Raw genomic sequence first — 24,108 nt, 5'->3', positions numbered from 1 at the left:
TTCAGAGAAATGCTTACTTACAAATCGGAATGGTACGGCAGAGCATTAATCATTGCACCGAAAAACTTTGCAAGCAGCCAATTATGTTCCTGCTGTGGCTACAAAAACGCAGAGGTGAAGAATCTGGCTGTACGTGTATGGTCATGCCCTGCATGTCATACAGAGCACGACAGAGATCGGAATGCTGCTATAAATCTTCTAAAACTAGCAATGTAAATTGCACTGATTGGGTTAGGAACTAGCCTATAAGCTTGGGTATACTTGGAGCAGTAGCTCTATTGACCAAGAAGCACCCACCTCTGAGGTGGTGTGTAGTTCACCACCCGTTTTCTTTCCTTTTCCATGGGCTATATAGATTGAACTTATGATTTTTCTATTTGGGGGATTAGCCGTGACTACAGAGAATATTTGGGCTTCCGGCCGCTGTTAGGTTTGGATTTCCTTGAATTTTGCTGCTTACCCCAGTAGAAATCCAAACCTAGCTTATGCTTCCGAAGCGAGCTTTCCTGCGGAAAACTTTCAGGCGAACGCTACCGCTCCTCCAGCTCCAAAATTCCCCTCCGCCACTTTCCCCTTAAAGAATATTTTCAAGTTCAATCTATATTGTGATTTTTTCTTACCATCGTCTTGATACTGACTTTATCTTTGTAGTGAATAGAGCAAGAGGGACTTCCTAAGCCATTTGGCTGTAGAAGTCCCTCTTTTGATAAAACCATTCTATACCAGCGGTCTATCAGATCATGAGAATCTCGCGGATATCCTGCTCGCTTAGCGTGGATAGTGCTTCTTCCCCGGGCTGGATGACCTCGTCGATCAGATTCTTTTTCTTCTGCTGCAGCTCATACATTTTGTCCTCCACCGTGCCTTGGGCAACGAGGCGGATCACCTGGACCACTTTTTTCTGTCCGATCCGGTGGGCCCGGTCAGCCGCCTGCTGCTCGACAGCAGGATTCCACCACAGGTCATACAGGATCACCGTGTCTGCTCCAGTCAGGTTCAGACCGGTTCCGCCTGCTTTGAGGGATACCAGGAACAGGTCACGTTCACCTTCATTGAACCTGTTGCACAGTTCAACGCGCTGCGAAGCAGGCGTCTTGCCGTCCAGATAGAAATGCTGGATGCCCTGCAGGGCAAGCTCACGTCCGATCATTCCGAGCATCTCGGTGAATTGGGAGAAGACCAGCATCCGTTTGCCGGAGCTTCGGCATTCCTCAATAATTTCGAGCAGCTGCTCAAACTTGGCCGAACCCCCGTCATAGCCTTCAACGAAAAGTGCAGGGTGGCAGCAGAGCTGGCGCAGCCTTGTAATCCCGGCGAGGACCTTGATCCGGCCGTGCCCGAAGCCTTCGTTATCCAGATGCTTCAGTGCTTCTTTCCGCAGTCTCGCGAGATAAGCAACGTACAGCTTCTTCTGCTCCGGCAGCAGCTCGGAGGCCTGAAGCGATTCGATTTTATCCGGCAGCTCCTTAAGCACATCGCTTTTGAGGCGGCGCAGCAGAAAAGGCCGGGACCGCTTCGCGACTGTTTCCCTGGGCAGGTCATGAAACGCTTTTTTGCCGGGGAAGAGTCCGGGGAATACGACGCTGAAAATAGACCACAGATCCTCCAGCGCATTCTCCACCGGCGTTCCGGTAAGGGCGAAGCGGTAGCGTGCCTGCAATATTTTTACCGCTTGCGCAGTCTGGGTGGCATGGTTCTTGATCATCTGGGCTTCATCCAGAATCAGCGTATGGAAGGAGAGCCGGGCGTACAGCTCAATATCCCTGCGCAGCAGCGGGTAAGACGTAATGATCACGTCAGCGCCGGCGGCATTACGCACGGCCTTGCTCCGCTCGTTCAGGTTCCCGTCGGCGATGGCCGCCTTAATTCCGGGTGCGAACTTCTTCAGCTCATTCTGCCAGTTGTAGAGCAGGGAAGCTGGAGCAACGATCAGGGCAGGCTTGCCCCCTTCGCGGATATCCGCCAGCTCCGAGAGCAGAAAGGCGATAGCTTGCAGTGTTTTGCCGAGTCCCATATCATCAGCCAGAATGCCGCCGAAGCGGTAGTGGGCCAGGGTCTTCAGCCACTGGAATCCGAACTGCTGATAGTCGCGGAGAATGGAAGCCAGACTGTCCGGCACGGGGAAGTCCAGATTCTCTGGGCTTGCCATATTGGCCATCAGCCGGCGGAAGGAGCGTCCGATCGTTACGGCATCTCCATGCTTTGCGTCTGGATTCAGCTGCAGGCCATGGACTAGAGGCAGGGAGAACTGGGGTTTGTTGAAAGGAACGCTATGTACCCCCAGCTCGTTCATAAACGCTATAACTTCTAAGAATTCTGCACTCTCCAGCGGCAGCAGCGCCCCGTCCGGCAGCCGGTAATATCTGCGCTTTTCCTGCAGCGCTTTGAGGACCAGTACAATTTCACCCTCCGGTATACCCTGCATCCCGAATTTGAATTCCAGCCAATCGGTCTTTTCGTTCCAGGTCAAAACAGCCTTAGGCGTGAAAGTATCGGCAGCAATTCGTCCTTTGACGGCAGTGGTGGCATACACCTGAAGCAGCGGCTCCAGCAGCGGAATCGTGTGGTAGAGGAAATCATATTCCCCCTCTTCATCGTTCATGATATAACCGCCTTCCGTCCGGGCAAAAGACTCATGCTCCATCAGCTCGAGAATCCGCCGTTCGGCCTCCCCGTCACGCATCAGAATGACCTCGCTGCCCCGCTCACGGCTCTGTTCATCAAGCGGATTAATCACAATGCCGCCGTATTGAAATTCAAGGCCGGCCAGCAGCCGGTCTCTGACCCGGTCCAAATAGAGTCTGGCTTGCAGCTGTGTCTGGACAATGCGGTCCGCAATCGCTTCGGCAATATGCACATGACCCAGCTTTTTCAGCCCGGGAATGACTTTGTCCATAAAAGGCTCCATCTGCTCCGGGGCGATTGAGATTCCGTCCTTGCGGGCGGCCGCCAGCATCCGCTTCAGCTCAGCAAGCCTGCGGCATTCCTCGGCCGGGAGCTTCAGCAGCCTGCCTTCGGACAGCACCAGCCCGTAATCCTCAAGCACCATAATCTGCGCCATCCCCAGAATATCCAGCCGGTAGCCATCCTCTGACGCCTGGTCGAACTCGAAGCTTAGCGGTGGCGTCTCTGTGGAGATCTGAAGTCTCTCCATGGACAGGTTGCCCTGCTGTAAATAGGCAGAGGAGGCAGCGGTCAGCGCCGGAAGCACAGACTCCCAGAAAAAAGGCGGAACCGCCAGCAGCCGTTCCCCGCCGATTCCTCCGGAGAGTGCTGCATAGGGGTTGACGGCGGCACGGTAGATCTGTTCATTCTGAAAAATCTCAATCAGCTTCTGCAGGACTGTATTGTCTTCTTTATGAAAGGAGTGCAAAGCGGGATCGTAGATGAAATGTCTGGAGAACTCAAAGGGCTCACCTCGTTGAAGACGGTCCAGGAACATTCTGATTTTTTGCACGATATAGAGGCGCTTCGGCCCGATCCTGAGTTCGATGCCGAGCATAGGTGCGCCATAGCTGAGTGAAACCGGCTTGCAGATGAACTCTACCTGCAGCGGTGTTCTAAGATCGATATAGGTTCCCGTACCGCTTGGGCGCGGACGGCCGCTGCCCTCGAACACGCCCAGCATGCTGTTCACAAGCTGGCGGTCACCGGAACGCTCCGCCGAGCCGGCGCCCGGATAGCGGGTGGGAATGACACCGGCTGCTTCCGGCAATTCTCCCCGGGCCTGAAGACTGGAAGCGGCCGTCCGTCCGCCGGGGCCCCCGCCCTCTTCAAGACGGAGAATGCTCACCAGCACAGCTGCAATATGCTGGCAGAATGCCCCGCCGGGATAGTAAGCAGGACAGGTGCATTCCGCATTCACATCCCCGTCGCTGTCGACCGTAAGCGCTACGTCGTAATTTTCCAGGCCTTGAACCTCAGCCCGGTACTTAGAATATTCCAGTGTGTCGTCATTCTCTATATAAGTTAACCGGACCATGTCTGATTCGTGGTAGGCTATTCCTTTGTCCAGGGATGCGCTGCCGCACAGCAGCTTGATCACCCGTTCCGGCACATAAAATCCCATGCTTACATCACATCCTTAATCGCTTTAATGCCGCCGTTTGTTTCTCTTATAATAGCAGAACAAGCGTACGCCTCAAAGTGCGGAGTGAATCAGCGGGGAATCCCCCCGGGCGGTATGACAGTCTGCACAAAAAAGCAGCCCGGAAGAATTCACTTCCGGGCTGCCCCAAGGTCTATCATACGCTCACTCCGCCGCTGAAGCTACAAGTCCTGCCGCGGAAGCCGCAATACCCGCCGTCCGAACGCTTTTACTGTTCTGCTTGCTGTCCTGGTCCGCCTATGCCGTGGAGCATAAAGCTCAGGATCAGATTGATCTCTTCCTCATCATTCCAGTCTTTCTCCGGCATCAGCAGCAGGCGGGTCACCAGATAACCGATCACCGAAGAGACCGTGAAGCGGATAATCGCTGGCGTAGGTGCCTCGATAATTTCGCCTTTAGCCTTGAAATGCTCGGTAATAGCAGTTACGCGCTCCAGCACCTGGCTGAGGATGTTCTCGGAAAAATGCTTGCGCAGTACAGGCTGGAAGGGAATCTCTTGAATTAGAATCCGTATAATTTTAAAGTTATTGCGGGCAAATTCCAGGCGGTTAAGGATAAAGGCCCGCAGAAAGGCCTCATAGCTCTCAAAAGGCATATCCAGCACACCGTTAAAATTGCGCATCACGAAGGGAGCAATCATACGGCTCATGGTCGGCCCTACAATAGACAGCAGCAGATCCTTTTTCGTCTTGTAATAGCGGAAAATCGTCCCTTCAGCTACTCCGGCCTTTTGGGCAATTTCACTGGTAGACGCTGCCGAGAAGCCTTTATCGGAGAAGATTTCGACCGCCGCCTCCAGAATAGAAATCTGCTTCGGCGTCATTTGCTTGTCTCCGCCAAGTGCCAGCAGCTCCTCCATCCATTGCTCTATTTCGTGCTGCTCAGCACTGTCCTTCTTCATGTTGATGCCCTCCAAATTTATGCTATCCCTTAATAGTATCACGGGCGCCGGGCAAATTACACCATGCTACATCTTCCGGTGCTTGCGCAGGGCAAGAACATTCAGTGCCATGAACAGGAGGGAGAACCCGATCAGCACATATACCTCCAGTGCGATAGCGCTCCAGCCTTTGCCGCGGATCATGATATCTATCAGCGCCTGTGCACCGTAGTAGATTGGTGTGGCCAGCCCGATCCGCTGCAGCCACAGGGGAAGGGTATCAAGCGGGAACAGCCCGCTTAAGAAAATCTGCGGCACAATGACCAGCGGGATGAACTGGATCATCTGCAGCTCATTGGCGGCAAATGCGGAGAGCAGCGTACCCAGAGTAAGTGCTGTTACCGCCAGCAGCAGCGTCATCAGCAGCACATAGCCGAAGCTGCCAGCCATCATAATGCCGAGCACCTGGATGGAGAACCAGGAGATCAGCAGCGCCTGGATGACGGTGAAGATGCCGAAGCCGCAGACATAACCGAGTACAATCTCCCAGCGTTTCAGCGGCGTGGAGAGCAGGCGCTCCAGTGTTCCGGTCGTCCGTTCGCGCAGGAGGGAGACACCGGCGATCAGGAAGACGAAGAAGAAGATGAAGACGCCGATCATAATCGGCCCGAAACGGTCGATTGTGGTCATATCCTCAGCGCCGTACAGATAGCTGACAGCCGGCTGAACCTGTCCGGAGCCGGCAGGCTGCAGCTGCTGCATAGCTTGCTGCAGTGCCTGCATGACAGCCCGGTTGGCCGTAGGGTTACTGCCTTCCAGCACAACACCGGGAGTGGTTCCGTCCATTGTGATTAGGGCATCAATCTCGCCGTCCTTCAGTGCTGTGTTCCCCGGCTCAGCTGTAGCGAATGCAGTAACCGCCGCATCCTGCGCTTCCAGCATAGGGGTGAGGACAGCCGCCCCTGCGGTAACGCCGATATTTGGTTTATAAGCGTCGCCGTTGAACACCAGGCTCATTAAGCTGAGCACGATCAGAGGCGCGATGAACATCAGTGCCATTGTCCGTTTATCATGAATAAACTGCCGTAGAATTCGAATTGTAATGGCCCGGATTCTCATTTGCGGGCACCTCCATAGTATAGAAAAGCTTCCTCAATCGTTGCGGAGCCGCTCGCCTGCATCAGCCCGGCTGGAGTATCCACAGCAAGCAGTTCACCATCCCGGATCATCCCCAGCCGGTCGCATTTCTCGGCCTCGTCCATTACGTGGGTTGTCAGCACAATGGTAGTGCCCTGACGGTTCAGCTCCCGCAGCTCCCGCCAGATGGACTGGCGCAGCACCGGATCAATACCCACGGTAGGCTCGTCAAGAATGAGCAGCGGGGGCTCATGCAGGAGAGCGATCGCCAGCGACAAGCGCCGCTTCATGCCTCCGGAATATTGATCCACGCGTTTGCGCAGATGCTCCTGCAGGTTCACCAGTTCCATGACATCGGCAATCCGCCGTGTACGATTCCCGCCTTTAAGACCATAGAGGGCGGCGAAAAACTCCAGATTTTCCTTCGCGCTCAGCTCCGTGTATAAGGCATCGGACTGGGCCATATATCCGATTTGCTGCAGCATCGGCAGCGCGGGAATCTTTACTCCCATAACCTGCACTTCGCCTGAGCTGACCTCGTCAATGCCGGTAAGAAGCTTCACCAGTGTCGTTTTGCCGGAGCCGGATGGACCCAAAAGGCCAAAGGTTTCTGCCTTATTTACCTGAAGATTAATATCCCGAAGCACATCCTTGCTGCCAAACGCTCTGCTGACATGGGTTACGGTAATAACCGGAGTGTCCTGATTCATGTCGATCCCCTCGATTCTCATCATTATGAGTGAGTACTCACTCATTAATATAGAATATTCTTTTGGAAAAGTAAACCGTTATTTATTGATGTGAAATCGATCTTAAATAGATCGAATTTATGGTTTTTCTATTCTGGAATTGATCGTGAATAAAGGCAGGCATAACCGGGCGCAGCGCGGAACTAAAGGCAAAGGCTCTTAGGCTAGGCTCCCTAATCAAACTGGAGAGTTAGCCCCAATTTACTACACAGTAAGAAGAGGGCGGCGAGCCTCATGAAGCAGGGACGAGCTTCATGAAGCAGAGACGAGCACCATGAAGCAGAGAGACGAGCACCAATGAAGCAGAAACGAGCCTATGAAGAAATCGTACTTCAGATCGTGAAAGAAGCACCCTCCAGTATCAGGGTGGGGGTGTTAGCGCGGCGCTCTTTAGACCAGTATATGAACTTTTACAGCGACCCTCGTTCACCATGGGAATATAAAACGTAAAGCACCAATGGAATTCTCCAAGTGAGGGATGCAACTCCCGGACTGAAGTTCATTCACTTCACTGCAAACCCTGATTTCGCCACTCCGGCGCAACATGACAGAATCAAAGGGAAAAATACCCGTTGATTTCGCCACTCCGGCGCAACATGACAGAATCAAAGGGAAAAATCCCGTTGATTTCGCCACTCCGGCGCAACATGACAGAATCAAAGGGAAAAATCCCGTTGATTTCGCCATTCCGGCGCAACATGGCAGAATCAAAGGGAAAAATCCCGTTGATTCCGCAATCCCGGACCGCCCATGCCGAATCAAGTGCACTTATGCGCTTGATTATCGCGAATTGGCAACGGGGCCCCACTCTAGACAACCTGGAGTCCATCATGAATACAGGAAGTCGTCACATTTTCCATATATATCGAACAAGGAAGCTTAAAATTTTCACTAATTCCGTTTGCACCCAGGTCAAACTGGTTAAATAAGGGTATATGCTGCGATCACCTTAAACTCTGTTTATATCAAACTCTGCATATATCTGCTTATATCTCTGTTTATATCATTGAGGAGGTTTCTGTATGTGGTCTGCCAAGAAACCTGTTTTTTCCCTGCTGATCCTGCTAGCCGCCGGTGTTTCGCTAGTTGCTTGCAGCCGCACGGAAACAGGGGATGGGAATTTCCATACGCTGGCTCAAGAGCAGATTCGTGACCCGCAGTATTTTCCCGGTGATTTGCCGATCCCTGAGGGGGCGGGCATCACTTTTACGGAAGGGGAGCTTGTCGGCGGCAAGAAATCATCCATGCTGATCTATGAGACAGAGGAAAGTATGGCTAAGCTGGGCACTACCTATAAAAAGTACATTCAAGACAAGGAATTAGATAGTAATACGGAAATTGTGGATCAGAACAATCTGATTTTTAGCGGAAAAGCCCCGGGCAGCTACTCGTATTCCATCATTGGCAGCAGCTCTGAAGCGAAACCCGGCGGTGCCGAGATTATAGTCACTTGGATTGAAAATTAACATTTACAACACTTTTTTAAACATTTTACTCCGGTTTTTACACTGAGTTTACTCATAGGCCGACCTCGAAGCATTTCGGGGCCGGTCTTTTTATTTACTTAATATTTCCATAACAATCCTCTTGAACAGAATTCACACTGGTAGATGAAAATAACATTAGCAGTTACCTATAGGAAAAGGGTGAATCTAATTGAGAAATAGTAAATGGTTCGGCGCGGCTTTGGCTTCAGCACTTCTCGTAACAGGGGGAGCAGGCAGCATTGTGGCAACTAGCAGCAACGTGAGCGCCGCCGCCGTCAATACATCAGCAGTCAAAACGGCTAAGGCGACATGGAAAGTCAACAGCTTACCGGTTGCATTTAGCACAATAGACAGCAGCGGCTACAAACTGTATTCCCTTAGTGAAGTGGCCGGGGAGCTAGGAGCCAAAGTGATCCTCAGCAGCACCGGTTTTGAATTGAATGACAGTAAAGGATTACATACCGTACAGATTAAGGCAGGTGCCAAAAGCTATCTGGTGGACGGAGTATCGCAGCAGTTCACAGTAGCCCCTGTACTCTATAACGGAAAAGTATACGTGGAGCTGACCAAGCTGGTTACTGCCCTTGGCGGTGAGCTTACGGCTGAAGACCAGTCGATTCTGAGCTTTGCCCGTCCGGAAGGCCAGTTCGATACGCTGCACTGGAACGCCGATGGTAGCATCATTGCGAACCGGAGCGATTCCGAAACCGCCCAGCTGCTCAAATTCAGCGCTTTCCCGGGCGTATATGATATTTTCTCTTCCAATGATAGTGCACTGGATTTCGCGGTATCCCCAGATCAGAAATGGGGCGCATTCACAGATGATAAAGGCCAGCTGAATCTGATCAACCTGTCGAGCGGTGCGGTTTCCCCACTGGGTACGGATACGAGCGTGAAGATGGATTTGGTCTGGTCGCAGGACGGCAAAACGATCTACTTCATCCAAGGCGACAAGCAGGAGAAGATTGGCCAAATCTCTGTAGATACAGGAGCCGTCAAAACCCTTCTTGAAGATAAAGTCGAGAACAAATCGGAGCTTCGGCTGTCTGCTGATGCGAAAAGCGTGGTCTACATTGTCAATGTAACCGGCGTTGCCAAGAATGATGCTGACAGCACGGAAGATTCTCTGACCGTTGACTTCAGCAAAGCCGGAGAGCAATTGTACAAGCTGGACCTCTCCACTAAAGACGCGAAGCCGGCAGCTCTGACTACAGCACTGGATAACAAACTGTATCCTGAAATTTTGGCAAATGGTACTGTAGCCTACCTGAGCGCAGATCCGGACGGAAATGCGGCGAACACCCTGAAGTCCATTGGAGCAGACGGTGCTATTACCAACATCGCGCTTGATGTAGAGCCTTCCTGGACTACCGGCGTAACCACTGGTCTTATCGTATCCGGTACGGCGGCTGACGGAAGCACCACGATTTATTCGATCGATGCAAACGGCAGCAAAACGTCGCTCTTCCACACTACCGAAGATGTTTCGGAAGTAGCGGTTTCCCATGACGGCAGCAAGCTGGCTATCGTAAGTGACGGCAAAGTACTCCTGATCCAGAACGGCCAGGCACTTCAGCTCACCAAATAAGCAAGTCCACCCAAACCCACATAATATAACGGCGCAAACGCCGGGAGGAGAATTATTTCATGAAGGTTTTCAAAAAATTAACGGTAACAGCACTGACAGCGGTCATCGCGGTAACAGCATCTTTTGCAGGGATTGCTGCAGCGGCAGACAGCCTCAAGGGTAAAATTACAGTCAACGGCTCCACAGCACTGCTTCCGCTCACGCTGCAGGCAGCCAAAGAGTTCCAGAAGCTGCATCCAAAAGTGAAAATCGCCGCTTCCGGCAAGGGTTCGGTTACCGGACCGCAGGCCGTGAAGAAAGGCATCGCCGATATCGGCGCCTGCGATTGGGATGCCAGCATTGACGTACCGGGCTTCAAAGCATTTGACGGACAGGTAGCGAACAAGGTAGCGGTCATTCCTTTTGCCACCATCGTGAACAAAAATGTCGGTGTAGACAACCTGACTACCGAACAGCTGGCAGGCATTTTCTCCGGTAAAATCACCAACTGGAAGGATGTCGGCGGATCGGATGCCAACATCGTTGTAATCACTCGTTCATTCGGTTCCGGTACACGCGTTAACTACCAGGCTAAGGCACTGGGCGGCGGAGATATCGTGAAAAAAGAGAAAAACTATAAGGAAACCGGCTCCAGCGGTGACATGAAAACAGCAGTTGCAACTACACCTAACTCCATTGGCTACATCGACCTCGTCTATGTAACCGGTAGCGACATCAAGGCTGTGAAATTCAACGGTGTGGCAGCTACTACGGATAACGTAATCAATGGCTCGTACAAGATTTGGGCATACGGCTACTACATGACCAAAGGTCAGCCGACCGGCGCAACCAAAGAATTCATCGAATATGTGCAGAGCAAGAAATTCCAGAACGGATCGCTGAAAAAGCTTAAGTTCATTCCGATTGCAGCAATGAAAGGCTAACCTAGCAGCTTCATTATATTGAACGGTAACAGCGGCCAGCTCCGGAATGTACGGGGGTGGCCGCTTACAGGAGGGAAAGTATGGGGGCACCAGTCCAAAGCCTGGCATCAAAATCACCTAAGCATGCAGTTCAAATGCAAAGCAGCGTAAATGAAAAGCGCCACCGCAGACATCTGCTTGGTAATAAATTATCCCGTTTTTATTTCTTATTCAGCATCCTTGCACTTTGTTTTGTGCTTGGCCTAGTAGTTGTATTCATCGGAAAAACGGCGCTGCTCCTGTTCGCACACGTCTCTCCGGCTGAATTCTTCCTGTCCTTCAACTGGACCCCGGAGGAGGATGCCTTTGGAGCTGCCGCCTTTATCGTAAATACATTGTCCCTGACCGCATTGACCCTGCTGATTGCGGTGCCCGTCTCAGTCGGGATGGCCGTGCTCTGCGCCGAGATCGCTCCGAAGTGGCTGAAGAGCTTTATCCGTCCGGTGCTTGATCTGCTCGTCGGCATACCTTCCATTGTATACGGCTATCTGGGCCTTACTGTACTGCTTCCATTTCTGCGCAGAGTCAGCGGGGAAGGACTGGGCGACGGGCTGCTGGCGGCTGCGCTGGTGCTAGCGTTAATGGTACTGCCGACGATCTGCCGGATCAGTGACGATGCCATTATTGCCGTTCCGCGCAAATACCGTGACGCGGCCTACGCCCTGGGTTCTACCCGCCTGCAGGTGATTATGCGTGTGGTGCTGCCTGCGGCTAAAAGGGGAATTATCTCGGCCATTATCCTCGGCATGACCCGTGCAGTCGGTGAGACGATGGCGGTTGTCATGGTTATCGGCAATACGCCGCAGCTGGCCAAAACCCTATTCACACCGTCCTCAGTGCTGACCAGTAACATTGTCATGCAGATCTCCAATGTCGAGTTTGATTCCTCCTGGAACTACGCGCTGCATATGATGGCCTTCCTGCTGCTGCTGATTTCGTTTGTGCTGATCTTTGTCATCCGCGTGCTGGGCCGGAAACGGGGGGATGTATAATGAGTAATTTCACCCGTACACGTTATACTGCACGTGCGCAGCGGCGCAACAAAATTGCAACCGTCGGCTTCTATACGCTGGGAGCGCTGGTCATGCTGCTGATTTTCTGGCTGCTCTTTACCATTCTAAGCAAAGGTCTGCCGGCGCTTAGACCCGATTTCCTGATTAAGCAGCCGGAGGAGATTGATCCCGGAGGCGGGATTGGCCCGGTATTGTTCAATTCCTTCTACATTCTGTTTATCTCCCTGCTGATTTCGATTCCGATCGGCGTAGGGGCCGGAATTTATATGGCAGAATACGCGCCGGACAACCGTTTTACCGGTGCGCTGCGCATTTGTGTGGAGTCGCTGTCCTCCGTCCCTTCGATTGTATTCGGGATGCTGGGGCTGGCAATCTTCGCCGAATATTTCAATATCGGCCTGACCATTCTCGGCGGCGGCGTCTCCCTGGCGCTGCTTAACCTGCCGATGCTGGCCCGCGTTACGGAAGAAGCCGTGCGCGCGGTGCCCGGCGACATCCGCGAAGCCGGCTACGCACTGGGGATGACCAAATTCCACGTCATCCGCAAGGTGGTGCTGCCCGTGGCGATGTCTGCCATTGTCACAGGCATCTGTCTGGTGGCCGGACGCGCGTTCGGGGAGTCTGCGGTCATTATCCTGACCGCAGGCCTCAGTACCTCCGGCGAAATGTGGGACTTCAATCTGTTCTCGCCCGGCGAGACTCTGGCGGTGCATCTGTGGTATGTACAATCCGAGGCGATCGTCGAGGATGCGCGGCAAATTGCCGACAAGTCGGCGGCAGTGCTTGTCTTTGTAGTCCTGCTGATCAATTTCATTTTCAGGTTCCCGCTGTGGCTGGGAAACCGCCGCAAGGGGCGGTAAATACGGCTTCAATGACTCCACGCTGCTCTTCAGAGCCGGCACTTCAAGAAAAAAGGGTTGTAATCGAATAGCATAACGCCACTTGCGGGCGGCCGGATGTCCGGCCGTCCGATTTTTGATGCCATCAGGATGGAACGAAGAAGGAGAGAGTTCAATGAAGAAGACGGGCACAATCATGTTTATCGGAGATCCCATTACAGACGGATAAACTCTTTGACTAGGCCTGTCTGCCCCCGCCCGAACATATTCGCCCCCAGGACCCCGGCGATAATCAGCGCGGATCCGATCCAGTGGTACAGGGTTACCTCTTCTCCCAGGAACAAGGCTCCGGCTGCGATCGAGACCAGAGTCGAGAGATTCGTGAAGACACTCATCCGTGAAGCTTCGATTTTGGACAAAATATAATTGGACGTCAGGGTGGTCAGCAGCGATGAAATTACGCCTAAGTATAGGATTGCCAGCGTGAAGGTGGCGCTCTTTAGCGGGGTGAACAAGTCTCCCAGTGTTCTATCCGCCGTATGGCTGATGAGCGATGTGCCGAAGAATACGATGAAGCCGACCGCCATCATCAGGTAGCTGATTTCGGAGGGGGTGAACTGCTTCGCAAGCGAACGGGCCAGTACACTGTACCCTGCAAAAGCGACACAAGTCAGGAACAGCATCAGGATTCCGGCCATGTTCGACAGGTCAATGCTGCTGCCTTTCATAATGAAGATGAATACTACGCCGAAGACCGACAGGAAGATGGACAGCTTTTGCAGGAATGATGTGGCTTCTTTGAGGAAAAGGGAGGCGATAATCAGCGTTACCACGGGGGTGAATGAATACAGAATCCCTCCCTCGGCGGAGGTCGCATGCTGCAGTCCGAACACCTGGAGGGTGAAGAAGCCCAGCGGGTACATGGCTGCCAGTAGCAGCACTTTATATAGCGGCTTGCCCCGGTAGCTCAGCTTGACCCAGCCGCAGGCCACTGGAACAGATATGACAATGAACGAGCCGGCAAAACGGAAGGCCAGTGTATCGAGCGGGCTGGAGAACTCCAGAGCCATTTTGGTAAAAAGAAATGAAAATCCGATAATCGCCGCATTCAGTACGGCAAGCATATAGGCGGTCTTAACACCCGGTTGTTGTTTCATGATGGAAACTTCCTTTCTGTCTATGCAGTTTGAGATCACGGGGACCCGCGCCGCCCCCGCTCTGTTATTTTTAAATTAAAGGGATTCGGACTCAGCCACAACGGGAGATTATCACAACTGTACCGGTACAGTTAGGCGGCATCCGCGTTATAATGGTGATATCGGAGGAGGGGAAGGGTATGCGCAAGTATGATAAAGTCCTGATGGAGATGGAGCAACAAATTAGCGGCGGCTCTTATCGTTCCGGCCATAAGCTCCCGTCAGTCCGCAGTGCCGCTGCCCGCTACGGCTGCAGTGTCAGCACGGTGATCCGGGCTTACCGGGAACTGGAACAGAAGCATGTAATCTATTCCATTCCGCAGAGCGGATATTATGTCGTAGAGCAGCCGGGGGAGGGCAGCTTGCAGGCAGAGGACGGAATCATTGATTTCGGATCGGCATCGCCCGACTTGAATGTGTTCCCTTATCTGGACTTTCAGCACTGCCTGAACAAAGCGATCGACACCTACAAATACCATTTGTTCACTTATGGGGAGACACAGGGACTGGCAGCCTTGAGGCAGACTCTGGTGCCGCATTTGGCAGATACACAGGTATTTGCCGCACCCGGGCGGATCTTCATTACCTCAGGGGTGCAGCAGGCGCTGGGGATACTTGCGAAGATGCCTTTTCCTAACGGAAAAGAGACGGTGCTTGTGGAACAGCCGAGTTATGATATTTACCTGAGATTTTTGGAAGCGGAGGGGATTCCGGTCAGCGGTATTCCCCGCTCCGGGGACGGGATTGATCTGCAGCTGCTGGAGGAGTATTTCCGCACAGGGGGGATTAAGTTTTTCTACACGATGTCGAGATACCATAATCCGCTGGGAACCTCTTACACGAAAGAGGAGCGCCAGGCAATAGCCCGGCTGGCCGGCAAATATGATGTATATGTGGTGGAGGATGACTACATGGCTGATCTCGGGGACAGCAGACCTTTCGATCCCATTGCCGCCTTCGACCGGTCCGGGCATGTGATCTATCTAAAAAGCTTCTCCAAAATCATTTTCCCGGGTCTCAGCCTTGGAGCCGCTGTCCTGCCGGAGCCGCTGCTGCCAGTCTTCAAGGCTCATAAGAGCTATATGGACACCTCGCTTCTGTCGCAGGCTGCACTGGATATCTATATCAAGAACGGTATGTATGAGCGCCATAAGCATAAAATCCACACCCTGTACGCGGAGCGGATGGCCCGGCTGAATGAAGCCCTGCTGCGTTATAATTCAGCCGGGCTGATAGAGGTGCCGCGCGTAGACTCCGGGATATATATTCAAATGAAGCTGCCCCAGACCGTAAATCTGGAGCAGCTAGAGAAGCGTCTCTACAAGCGTAAGATCCGCGTGGTCTCAGGTAAGGGATTCTATTTATCAGGCTATTTGGAGCGGGAGAAATTCCTGCGCATCAGCATTTCACGTGCCCGTCCGGAACAGATTGCCACCGGTGTTGCAGCGATTGTGGAGGAGGCGTCAGGCGGGGGATGGTGGTAAGCTCCAATTTCCTAATCCTTCCATGATCCGTAATTGCTTAAATTTAATATTAATAATAAAATGAGAGCAGTTACGTACAGAGCGCAGCCTTTCTACCGTTGTGCATTAACCAGGAGGTGCAGCGAGATGCCCGATCATATGTCCGAACAGGAACTGAACAAGCTGATTAATATGCTGGAGCTTTCGCAGAATGACGATGAGCCCCTGCAAACCTTTTTGGAGCCTGAGTATTTTGAGAATGACCTCGGCGGACGGGTTCTTGTCCGTGCGGGCAAAATATTTGTTCAGGACCCGTTGCCCGGAGGAAGACCTGCGGTGATTTCGGCCGCTCCTCCAGTGGTAATCCTTGTCAACGGACAGCCTGTTTCAGGCCCTGCTGAAGTGACCTCTCAGGATACGGTTGAGTGGGAGATCATTGAGCCGCCGCTGTATACGATTACGGTATCCGAGGATCGTCTGCAGGCTTTTTTCACCTTACATTCCCCAAAACGCTATCAATGGAAATTGAATGACTATTATTCAGCCAGCATAGTAGAAGTAGAGGCCGCATTGGATACGGAGACTGTGGTTGAACTGCTGAGTCTGAACCGGATCATTACTGATTTCGAGCATCGGGGAATTATACAGAACCTGAATATATCCGGAATTCATGCCGAGCTGCAGAATCCCACCTATCAGCCGATAACCGCTGCTAAGGGACGGGCTGCTGTCCCGGGGGAGAATGCGCAGCTGGAGCTGTTTTTCTCAGAAACGATAGAGAATGAGTTCAGTGAAATTGAAGGGCAAGTGGATTTCCGCAGCCATCTCCGCATTCCTTCAGTGATCAGAGGAGAGGTCATTGCCCGTAAAATTCCCTTAGTCGAGGGGATTCCCGGCTGTGATGTATACGGGGAAATATTATATCCGCCGCTGCCGAACGATGTGAATATCATTGCCAAAAATAACACCGTGGTGCTGATCAATAATGAGATCCGGGCGCTGCGTGAAGGCCGTCCCCGGGTGACCGGTGACAAGATCAAATATTTTGACATTACTACGACCTATATCGTGCCCGGCAATGTGAATATCAAGACCGGCAATATTCTTTTTTCCGGCGATGTGATTGTCCGCGGCAACGTGGAAGACAATATGATTATTGAATCCCTGGGGAATGTATATGTGGACGGCAGCATTTACAATTCCACGATAACCGCAACCGGCAGTATTCTCGTCAAAGGAAATGTGGTGAACAGCAAGCTCTATTCCGGCTATTTTGGCGTGCTGTACAACCGGATTTTCAATTGCTCCAAGCTGTTGATTGAAGAAGCGCAGCTGCTGAGAACAGCCGTCCGGCTGCTCATCCAGGCGGTCCAGGCCCGCAAACAGAGCGTGAAGTACGGACAGGCGGTGGTCCTGCTGCTGGAGAGTAAATTTCACAAGATCCCGCAGCTCACTAAGGAACTGCTCTCCGTGCTCGCGACGGTCCAGGCTTCGTACCATCAGGATCTTCAGCAAACACTGCATTTTCTGAATCTGCTGTTAAAGCCGGCCCAGCTGGTCGACTTCATGAATGAGGCTGCTCTGAGCGGAGTGATCAGCATGCTGGAAGAGCTGCACATGGGCGTGGCCCGATTGCAAGAGACTAAGGTGGAGGTCAATATTGGAAAATGCCAGAACAGCACGCTTAAATCCAATGGCGACATTATGATCCACAGAGACGGTATTGTGCAGAGCGAGCTGTTCTCCTCCGGCAATATCTCGTTTCGCAAGACGTTTTCGATGTGCCGCGGCTCCAAGCTGGAGGCGGGAGGCAGTATTTCAGCCTTTTATGTAGGCGGAGAGAGCGGTGCGCAGTCTTATCTGAAGGCGAAACAAAGCATCTCTGTCCACAAAATGTATCTGGGCAGGGTCACGATCGACCGCTACACGGCAGATATCACGGAGCCGGTGGAGAATATGGTGTTCAACATCGACAATATCCGCACCATTAAGCTGCGGATGGAGTCGAATTAAAGCTTGAGGGGGGGTTCTCATCCCCCCGGAACGCAGAAACAGCCTCCCCGAAGGAAGGCTGTTTCTGAAGGACGTCCCGGAAGGGATGCAGCCCATTCGGGCTGATTGCGAAGCGGTCCTACCGAAGATGATGCTCCAACGTCCCCCCAAGAGGGGGTTCTCATCCCCCGGAACGCAGAAACAGCCTCCCCGAAGGAAGGCTGTTTCTGTAGGACGTCCCGGAAGGGATTCGAACCCCCGACCGTGCGCTTAGAAGGCGCATGCTCTATCCGGCTGAGCTACCGGGACATGAGATAACAGTGAAAAGCAAGCAAAAATTATATTATCATAGTTGAATAACTTTTTCAACTTGTTTTTTTGAAACCTGAATAGGTTATGCTATAATCTACAATTAATCATGGTTCGGAGAAAAGGAGGTGCCCTCATTAATCAATTCAATTCCCCCGCCAAAGAGAATATCGTGCTATTTCCAAAAACGCTGGATTATTATCAGATTCAGCTTACGGTAATGCTGGAGAGTGAACGCTACGGGGAAGCGATGGCATTGCTGCGGTTCCTGCTGCAATGCCAGGGTCAGGAAGAGCGGCACTACGAGGAATGGCAGTCGCTGCTGGGCTGGCTGGAAGCGGCCTTTCCGGAAGCCGCCGAGAACGCAGACAGTGATCATACCGCTTCCGGTGCGGAACAGGATCTTAAGGAAGAGGATATGGCCCGGATTTTGGCAAAGTCGAAGCTGGAGGAGGATGCGGATTATCCCGACAAGCTGCTGCGGAAGGTGATGAATGAACCGCTGTCCGAAGCGACGATCCTGGCACTGGAGCAGCTCTCTTATCTGGAGGGCGGAGAAGTGGATGAGAAGCTGACTGCCTGGCTGCAAAAGACTGCGGTGCATCCGCTGCTGCAGTTCCGTACCCTCCAGACGCTGAAGAAACGCGGGGCGCAAGGAATTGTGAAGCTGGGCCGCGGTCATGAGGTGGCGCAGATTGAAATCGAAACCGTCCCGCTGCAGAACGACGAGTTTCCGCCCCAGATCAGCCAGGTGATGGAACGGGTGGCGGAGCAGGCAGAGGTGCATGAGCCCACCCTGTATTATTTTGCGCAGGAGCTTTGGGGACAGTTTATTATGTCGATTTATGGGTCCTCTGAATATCACAAATTGCTGGAAGGTGAGGATGCCCTGCTGGATATTTGGGCGGGTGCGCTGCATCAGATGGTTTCGGAGAGCCTGAACGGGAACCGCCAGGAGGAAGAAACGCGTGTAATGTACGGGATAACAGACGGCATGCGCTTTCAATTTGAAGGAGCCTATCGGTCTCTCAAAGGATTTGTTAAGAGTTCTAGACTTGATAAATAAAGCAATGTTGTATATAATATAATGGTTATTCTGTGCGTGAATTGCGTGATTATTTTGCGTAATTATTTGAAGTAAACATGTAACCTATTTTGGAGGGAAAAGTATATTATGAAAGCAACTTGGGAAAAAATAGAGAAGAACCTTGGAGTTCTTGAAGTCGAAGTAGAAGCAGAACGCGTAGCTGCAGCACTCGACAAAGCATTTAACAAAGTAGTTAAGAAAGCAAACGTGCCTGGTTTCCGTAAAGGTAAAGTGCCGCGGCCGATTTTTGAATCCCGTTTTGGCGTAGAGAGCCTGTACCAGGATGCAATCGACATCCTTCTTCCAGAAGTATACGGTGAAGCTGTTGAACAAACAGATATCTTCCCTGTAGACCGTCCTGAAGTAGACATCGAGCAATTCGCAAAAGGCCAAGCTTTCATCTTCAAAGCGAAGATTACTGTTAAGCCTGAAGTGAAACTTGGCCAGTACAAAGGCCTTGAAGTTCCGGTTCAAAAGGCTGAAGTTACCGAAGACGAACTGAATGCTGAACTGAAACGTCTGCAAGAGCGTCATGCTGAGCTGGTTGTAGTTGAAGAAGGAGCAGCAGCTAACGGCGATATCGCTGTAATCGACTTCGACGGTTCGGTTGACGGTGTGCCATTCGAAGGCGGCGCCGCTGAGCGTCATTCCCTGGAGCTGGGCAGCAACTCGTTCATTCCTGGATTTGAAGAGCAGGTTGTAGGCATGGCTACTGGAGATTTCAAGGATGTTGAAGTTACTTTCCCTGAGGCTTACCATGCAGAGAACCTTGCCGGTAAAGCAGCAGTATTCAAAGTGAAGCTGCATGAAATCAAACGCAAACAGCTTCCTGAACTGGATGATGAGTTCGCTAAGGATGTAAGTGAATTCGATACCCTGGAAGAATACAAAGCAGACCTGAAGGCACAGCTGGAATCCCGCAAACAGGATGAGCTGAAAGGCGTTCGCGAAACTGCAGTAGTTGATGCAGCAGCAGCTAATGCAGAAGTTGAAATTCCTGAAGCAATGATCAACAGCGAAGTTCAGAACATGGTTCGCGATTTCGACAACCGTCTTCGTCAACAAGGCATGAACATGGACATGTTCCTCAGCTTCTCCGGCCAAACCCGTGAAGATCTTGAAGGCCAGATGAAGAGCGATGCCGAGAAGCGCGTTCGCAACAACCTGGTGCTTGAAGTGATTGCGAAGGAAGAGAACATCGAGGTTTCCGAAGAAGAAGTAAACCAAGAGCTTGCGACTATGGCTGAATCCTTCAAACGTTCACCTGAAGAAATCCGCAGCATCCTGGCAGCCAACGGCTCCCTGAGCAGCTTGAGCGAAGAAATTTCTCTGCGCAAAACCATCGACCTGCTGATTGCAAGCAGTGTGGAAGTTGAAGCGGCGGAAGAAGCTCCAGCAGCAGAAGAAGCAAGCGCGGAGTAAGATTGTTCCCTAAGTCCATTTTACCTAGAACGGCCAAGCAAGCCGGCCTCCATAAATAGCAATCAATAAGGCACGTAAGTTCTGTTACGTGCCTTATTTTTTATCGGCGGCTGCACGTCTGGGTATACATAACCGGAAGCGGGTTGGCATTCTGTCTGGAAGTGCGCTATAATGGCAGGCACGCGGGGTATTACGTTATTTTCGAACCAGTGAAAAAATGACATCCCGCCCCGAACGTGTTAAAATATTTCTGAAACGGAAAGACTAATCTGTATAGAGAAAAGAGGTTGGTGGCATGAGTTTGGTACCTATGGTTGTGGAATCAACAAGTCGTGGAGAACGCTCATACGATATCTATTCCAGATTGCTTAAGGACCGCATCATCTTCCTGAGCAATGCGATTGACGATGATGTCGCCAATCTGATTATTGCCCAGTTGTTGTTCCTGGCAGCAGATGACCCAGAAAAAGACATTCACCTGTACATCAACTCTCCCGGTGGTTCTGTAACAGCGGGCATGGGTATATATGATACGATGCAATATATTAAACCGGATGTTTCAACGATTTGCGTAGGGATGGCAGCCAGTATGGGTTCGCTGTTGCTTACCGCTGGAGCACCAGGCAAACGATATGCGCTGACCAACAGTGAAGTCATGATTCATCAACCGCTCGGCGGTGTACAGGGGCAGGCATCCGATATTTGGATTCATACGGACTGGATTCTCAAAACGAGACAGAAGTTGAATCAAATTTATGTGGATCGCACGGGTCAACCCCTTGAAAAAATCGAACGGGATACGGACCGCGACAATTTCATGAGCGCGGAAGAAGCGAAGGAATACGGGCTTATTGACCAGGTACTCTCTTCACCGATCATATCTTAAAGGGGTGGTAAGATGTTTAAATTTAACGATGAAAAAGGGCAGCTGAAATGTTCCTTTTGCGGCAAATCACAAGAGCAGGTTCGTAAGCTTGTAGCTGGACCTGGTGTTTATATATGTGACGAATGCATCGAGCTGTGCACGGAAATCGTGGAGGAAGAGCTCGGTCATGAGGAAGAGCTGGATCTGAAAGATATTCCGAAACCGAAGGAAATCCGTGATATTCTCGACCAATACGTTATCGGTCAGGAGCAGGCGAAGAAATCGCTCTCCGTTGCCGTATACAATCACTATAAGCGCGTCAACAGCCAGAGCAAGATTGAAGATGTTGAACTGACGAAGAGCAACATTCTGCTGCTCGGACCAACCGGCTCCGGTAAAACCCTGCTGGCCCAGACGATGGCGAAGATCATCAACGTTCCTTTTGCTATTGCGGATGCAACCTCCCTTACGGAAGCGGGCTACGTCGGCGAAGATGTTGAGAACATTCTGCTGAAGCTGATTCAGGCTGCTGATTATGATGTCGAGAAGGCCGAACGCGGCATTATCTATATTGACGAAATTGATAAAGTAGCACGCAAATCCGAGAATCCGTCTATTACCCGCGACGTTTCGGGTGAAGGTGTACAGCAGGCGCTGCTGAAGATCCTGGAAGGCACAGTTGCTTCTGTACCTCCGCAGGGCGGACGCAAGCATCCTCATCAGGAGTTCATCCAGATCGATACAACGAACATTCTGTTCATCGTCGGCGGTGCTTTTGATGGTCTGGAGCAAATGATCAAACGCCGTATCGGTAAAAAAGTCATTGGCTTCAATGCTGCAGTTGAAGGCCAGAAGGATCTGAAAGCCGGAGAATACCTCTCCATGGTATTGCCTGAGGATCTGCTCAAATTCGGTCTCATTCCTGAGTTTGTCGGCCGTCTGCCGGTAATCTCCACACTCGAGCCGCTTGATGAGAATACACTGGTCCGCATTCTGTCTGAACCGAAGAATGCATTGACCAAGCAGTACATCAAGCTTCTGGAAATGGACAATGTGGCGCTGAAGTTTGAACCGCTGGCTCTTGAAGCTATTGCCAAGGAAGCGATCAAACGCAACACAGGTGCCCGCGGTCTGCGTGCCATCATTGAGAGCATTATGCTTGATGTGATGTATGAGGTTCCTTCACGCGATGATATTAAAGACTGCGTGATTACAGAACAGGTTGTGCAGGAGAAGGCTCTGCCTGAGCTGGGACTTAAGAAAGACAAGAAAAAAGAGGAAAGCGCCTAAGACACGCTGACCTTACAATAATACAAGTCATAGTCTCCACCGTTTCCGCTGATCCCGCTTCATAAGGTGGGCGGAAGGGGTGGAGCTTTGATCGTTATGGGGGAGAAAACCATGTTCTTGAGACACCAGACCCGGCCCGTCAATGTCGGCGGAGTTATTATCGGGGGTAACAACGAGGTTGCTATTCAAAGCATGTGTACGACCAAGACTGCTGACGTGGAAGCTACAGTGGCTGAAATTCTGCGGTTAGAGGAAGCGGGCTGCCAGCTCGTGCGTGTTACCGTCAACAATGAAGAGGCGGCTGCAGCGATCAAAGAAATCAAGAAGCAAATCCACATTCCGCTGGTGGCGGACATTCATTTTAATTATAAACTGGCACTCCTGGCGATTGAGAACGGCATCGACAAGGTGCGGATTAATCCCGGCAATATCGGCCGCCGTGACAAGGTAGAAGCGGTAGTCAAAGCCTGCAAGGACAAAGGAATTCCCATCCGTATCGGCGTAAACGCCGGTTCCCTGGAGTCACATCTCCTGGAGAAATACGGTTATCCGACACCGGAAGCGATGGTTGAGAGCGCCCTTTATCATATCGGGATTCTTGAGGAACTGGACTTCCATGATATTATCGTATCCCTCAAAGCCTCTGATGTGCCGATGGCGATCGAAGCTTACCGTAAAGCAGCTGAAGTCATTCCTTATCCGCTGCACCTCGGTATTACCGAGTCTGGTACACTGTTTGCCGGTACTGTGAAGAGCTCCGCCGGAATCGGTGCACTGCTCTCCATGGGTATCGGCAGCACTGTGCGCATCTCCCTGAGCGCTGACCCTGTCGAGGAGGTTAAGGTGGCGCGTGAGCTGCTTAAGACCTTTGGTCTGATCTCTAACGCACCTACCCTGATCTCCTGCCCGACCTGCGGACGTCTGGACATTGACCTCTTCTCCATCGCCAATGAAGTAGAAGAGTATATCTCCAAGCTGAAGGTGCCGATCAAAGTCTCGGTACTGGGCTGTGCCGTTAATGGTCCCGGAGAAGCGCGTGAAGCGGATATTGGTATCGCAGGTGCCCGCGGTGAAGGGTTGCTGTTCCGCTATGGTCAAATGATCCGTAAAGTTCCTGAGGCGGAGCTTGTATCCGAGCTTAAGAAGGAAATTGACGCCATTGTTATCGCTTTTGAAGAGACCGGTGAGATTCCGGGCCGTAAGCATGCCGGATTGGCCCCGGCTGTAAGTGTGGGTAATCCGGAGGAATAGTAGAACTTATTCTATATTATTCTGCTTTTGCATAAGCCATAGTACCTCTGGATAGATACACCGGGTGGATCAGCAGCGCTGAATATAGCTAAAGGGAAACACTCCCGCTAATTTGGCTCGATTCAGGGAAATGAAGATTATAGAGGGATTTCCTCCCTTTAATTCAATCAACGTAGAACGATTCGAAGATATAGAATGAATTAAAGGGCGATATTCCCTTTATTGCTTGTGAAGCAGGCTTAATGGGTATTATAGCGGGCGTATTTCCCTATAATTGTAGATAGAAGCTCCGATTTTCATAGCATGAAGCAAGGTGACGATGAACGTCCCATTGTACCACGGGTGATCCGCGGTGAATGGGGCGTTTTTTATTTTTTATCCAAAGGGGATTCGCGGATATGGATCATAAACAGCTTATCGATGAGTTTATTCAGTATCATCTGGATGCCAGAACCGGAGAACGCAAGGGG

The 24,108-nt window shown here is 51.6% G+C and carries 19 protein-coding genes and 1 tRNA gene; 14 read left to right on the top strand and 6 right to left on the bottom strand.

Going from position 1 to position 24,108, the window contains the following annotated elements:
- Positions 1–216: zinc ribbon domain-containing protein (locus AQR02_RS32630; protein WP_148449198.1), on the top strand; the 216-nt coding region annotated here is incomplete at its 5' end.
- Between the two features lie 517 nt (positions 217–733).
- Here AQR02_RS32630 and AQR02_RS23120 read toward each other — a convergent pair.
- The 4 genes from AQR02_RS23120 to AQR02_RS23105 form a co-directional block, all read right to left on the bottom strand.
- Entirely contained in the window at positions 734–4,069 is a 3,336-nt protein-coding gene (locus AQR02_RS23120; RefSeq protein ID WP_054942772.1) for a DEAD/DEAH box helicase, read from the bottom strand.
- Between the two features lie 247 nt (positions 4,070–4,316).
- Entirely contained in the window at positions 4,317–5,009 is a 693-nt protein-coding gene (locus AQR02_RS23115; RefSeq protein WP_082452037.1) for a TetR/AcrR family transcriptional regulator, read from the bottom strand.
- Positions 5,010–5,075: 66 nt separating this feature from the next.
- Positions 5,076–6,107, bottom strand: a complete 1,032-nt coding sequence (locus tag AQR02_RS23110; protein ID WP_054942771.1) for an ABC transporter permease — start codon at positions 6,105–6,107, stop codon at positions 5,076–5,078.
- Positions 6,104–6,835, bottom strand: a complete 732-nt coding sequence (locus AQR02_RS23105) for an ABC transporter ATP-binding protein (RefSeq protein WP_054942770.1) — start codon at positions 6,833–6,835, stop codon at positions 6,104–6,106. Before AQR02_RS23105 ends, AQR02_RS23110 begins: the two co-directional genes overlap by 4 nt.
- A 583-nt stretch (positions 6,836–7,418) precedes the next feature.
- On the opposite strand from AQR02_RS23105, the gene AQR02_RS32625 reads away from it, so the two are divergent.
- The 6 genes from AQR02_RS32625 (at position 7,419) to pstA (ending at position 12,784) form a co-directional block, all read left to right on the top strand.
- Positions 7,419–7,757, top strand: a complete 339-nt coding sequence (locus AQR02_RS32625) for a hypothetical protein (protein ID WP_159067829.1) — start codon at positions 7,419–7,421, stop codon at positions 7,755–7,757.
- Positions 7,758–7,896: 139 nt separating this feature from the next.
- Positions 7,897–8,340, top strand: a complete 444-nt coding sequence (locus tag AQR02_RS23095) for a hypothetical protein (protein WP_054942768.1) — start codon at positions 7,897–7,899, stop codon at positions 8,338–8,340.
- A gap of 190 nt (positions 8,341–8,530) precedes the next feature.
- Positions 8,531–9,949 carry a stalk domain-containing protein gene (locus AQR02_RS23090; protein ID WP_054942767.1) on the top strand — a complete coding sequence of 473 codons (1,419 nt, stop codon included), beginning with the start codon at positions 8,531–8,533 and terminating at the stop codon, positions 9,947–9,949.
- Between the two features lie 59 nt (positions 9,950–10,008).
- Positions 10,009–10,872, top strand: a complete 864-nt coding sequence (locus tag AQR02_RS23085) for a phosphate ABC transporter substrate-binding protein (RefSeq protein WP_054942766.1) — start codon at positions 10,009–10,011, stop codon at positions 10,870–10,872.
- An 80-nt stretch (positions 10,873–10,952) separates the two neighbouring features.
- Positions 10,953–11,903: a phosphate ABC transporter permease subunit PstC gene (pstC, locus tag AQR02_RS23080; protein WP_054942765.1), complete on the top strand. Its 951-nt coding sequence runs from the start codon at positions 10,953–10,955 to the stop codon at positions 11,901–11,903.
- Positions 11,903–12,784 (top strand): phosphate ABC transporter permease PstA, encoded by an 882-nt coding sequence (pstA, locus tag AQR02_RS23075; protein ID WP_054942764.1) that lies wholly within the window; start codon positions 11,903–11,905, stop codon positions 12,782–12,784. The genes pstC and pstA overlap by 1 nt, the downstream gene beginning before the upstream one ends.
- A 194-nt stretch (positions 12,785–12,978) precedes the next feature.
- Here pstA and AQR02_RS23070 read toward each other — a convergent pair whose 3' ends face one another.
- Complete coding sequence (locus AQR02_RS23070) at positions 12,979–13,920, bottom strand: DMT family transporter (RefSeq protein ID WP_054942763.1); 942 nt, start codon at positions 13,918–13,920, stop codon at positions 12,979–12,981.
- A gap of 179 nt (positions 13,921–14,099) precedes the next feature.
- On the opposite strand from AQR02_RS23070, the gene AQR02_RS23065 reads away from it, so the two are divergent.
- Together AQR02_RS23065 and AQR02_RS23060 are read left to right on the top strand one after the other, a co-directional pair.
- A complete protein-coding gene (locus AQR02_RS23065) occupies positions 14,100–15,443 on the top strand; it encodes an aminotransferase-like domain-containing protein (protein WP_054942762.1) in 1,344 nt (447 codons plus the stop codon).
- A 126-nt stretch (positions 15,444–15,569) separates the two neighbouring features.
- Positions 15,570–17,435, top strand: a complete 1,866-nt coding sequence (locus AQR02_RS23060) for a flagellar assembly protein A (RefSeq protein ID WP_054942761.1) — start codon at positions 15,570–15,572, stop codon at positions 17,433–17,435.
- A 214-nt stretch (positions 17,436–17,649) separates the two neighbouring features.
- On the opposite strand, the gene AQR02_RS23055 is transcribed toward AQR02_RS23060, so the two are convergent.
- Positions 17,650–17,723: transfer RNA gene (locus AQR02_RS23055), tRNA-Arg, on the bottom strand.
- A 220-nt stretch (positions 17,724–17,943) separates the two neighbouring features.
- Here AQR02_RS23055 and AQR02_RS23050 point away from each other — a divergent pair.
- The 5 genes from AQR02_RS23050 (at position 17,944) to ispG (ending at position 23,638) form a co-directional block, all read left to right on the top strand.
- On the top strand, positions 17,944–18,789 hold the full coding sequence (locus tag AQR02_RS23050) for a hypothetical protein (protein WP_054942987.1): 846 nt from the start codon (positions 17,944–17,946) through the stop codon (positions 18,787–18,789).
- 108 nt (positions 18,790–18,897) lie between these two features.
- Positions 18,898–20,232 (top strand): trigger factor, encoded by a 1,335-nt coding sequence (tig, locus tag AQR02_RS23045; protein ID WP_054942760.1) that lies wholly within the window; start codon positions 18,898–18,900, stop codon positions 20,230–20,232.
- A 295-nt stretch (positions 20,233–20,527) separates the two neighbouring features.
- Positions 20,528–21,118, top strand: coding sequence for an ATP-dependent Clp endopeptidase proteolytic subunit ClpP (gene clpP / locus AQR02_RS23040; RefSeq protein ID WP_054942759.1), 591 nt, complete (start codon positions 20,528–20,530; stop codon positions 21,116–21,118).
- 12 nt (positions 21,119–21,130) lie between these two features.
- A complete protein-coding gene (gene clpX, locus AQR02_RS23035; protein ID WP_054942758.1) occupies positions 21,131–22,387 on the top strand; it encodes an ATP-dependent protease ATP-binding subunit ClpX in 1,257 nt (418 codons plus the stop codon).
- A 111-nt stretch (positions 22,388–22,498) separates the two neighbouring features.
- Positions 22,499–23,638: a flavodoxin-dependent (E)-4-hydroxy-3-methylbut-2-enyl-diphosphate synthase gene (ispG, locus tag AQR02_RS23030; RefSeq protein WP_054942986.1), complete on the top strand. Its 1,140-nt coding sequence runs from the start codon at positions 22,499–22,501 to the stop codon at positions 23,636–23,638.
- Positions 23,639–24,108: the final 470 nt, after the last annotated feature.

The sequence above is a fragment of the Paenibacillus ihuae genome (assembly GCF_001368795.1).
Lineage (GTDB): Bacteria > Bacillota > Bacilli > Paenibacillales > Paenibacillaceae > Paenibacillus_AQ > Paenibacillus_AQ ihuae.
Note: the sequence above shows the minus strand (reverse complement) of the source record. Positions and strands in the feature narration are given on the sequence as shown.

Excerpts from the sequence above, each read along its gene's own strand:
- AQR02_RS23120 (WP_054942772.1), bottom strand. The coding sequence starts at position 4,069 with ATGGGATTTTATGTGCCGGAACGGGTGATCAAGCTGCTGTGCGGCAGC.
- AQR02_RS23115 (WP_082452037.1), bottom strand. The coding sequence starts at position 5,009 with ATGAAGAAGGACAGTGCTGAGCAGCACGAAATAGAGCAATGGATGGAG.
- AQR02_RS23110 (WP_054942771.1), bottom strand. The coding sequence starts at position 6,107 with ATGAGAATCCGGGCCATTACAATTCGAATTCTACGGCAGTTTATTCAT.
- AQR02_RS23105 (WP_054942770.1), bottom strand. The coding sequence starts at position 6,835 with ATGAATCAGGACACTCCGGTTATTACCGTAACCCATGTCAGCAGAGCG.
- AQR02_RS32625 (WP_159067829.1), top strand. The coding sequence starts at position 7,419 with ATGACAGAATCAAAGGGAAAAATACCCGTTGATTTCGCCACTCCGGCG.
- AQR02_RS23095 (WP_054942768.1), top strand. The coding sequence starts at position 7,897 with ATGTGGTCTGCCAAGAAACCTGTTTTTTCCCTGCTGATCCTGCTAGCC.
- AQR02_RS23085 (WP_054942766.1), top strand. The coding sequence starts at position 10,009 with ATGAAGGTTTTCAAAAAATTAACGGTAACAGCACTGACAGCGGTCATC.
- pstC (WP_054942765.1), top strand. The coding sequence starts at position 10,953 with ATGGGGGCACCAGTCCAAAGCCTGGCATCAAAATCACCTAAGCATGCA.
- pstA (WP_054942764.1), top strand. The coding sequence starts at position 11,903 with ATGAGTAATTTCACCCGTACACGTTATACTGCACGTGCGCAGCGGCGC.
- AQR02_RS23070 (WP_054942763.1), bottom strand. The coding sequence starts at position 13,920 with ATGAAACAACAACCGGGTGTTAAGACCGCCTATATGCTTGCCGTACTG.
- AQR02_RS23065 (WP_054942762.1), top strand. The coding sequence starts at position 14,100 with ATGCGCAAGTATGATAAAGTCCTGATGGAGATGGAGCAACAAATTAGC.
- AQR02_RS23060 (WP_054942761.1), top strand. The coding sequence starts at position 15,570 with ATGCCCGATCATATGTCCGAACAGGAACTGAACAAGCTGATTAATATG.
- AQR02_RS23050 (WP_054942987.1), top strand. The coding sequence starts at position 17,944 with ATGCTGGAGAGTGAACGCTACGGGGAAGCGATGGCATTGCTGCGGTTC.
- tig (WP_054942760.1), top strand. The coding sequence starts at position 18,898 with ATGAAAGCAACTTGGGAAAAAATAGAGAAGAACCTTGGAGTTCTTGAA.
- clpP (WP_054942759.1), top strand. The coding sequence starts at position 20,528 with ATGAGTTTGGTACCTATGGTTGTGGAATCAACAAGTCGTGGAGAACGC.
- clpX (WP_054942758.1), top strand. The coding sequence starts at position 21,131 with ATGTTTAAATTTAACGATGAAAAAGGGCAGCTGAAATGTTCCTTTTGC.
- ispG (WP_054942986.1), top strand. The coding sequence starts at position 22,499 with ATGTTCTTGAGACACCAGACCCGGCCCGTCAATGTCGGCGGAGTTATT.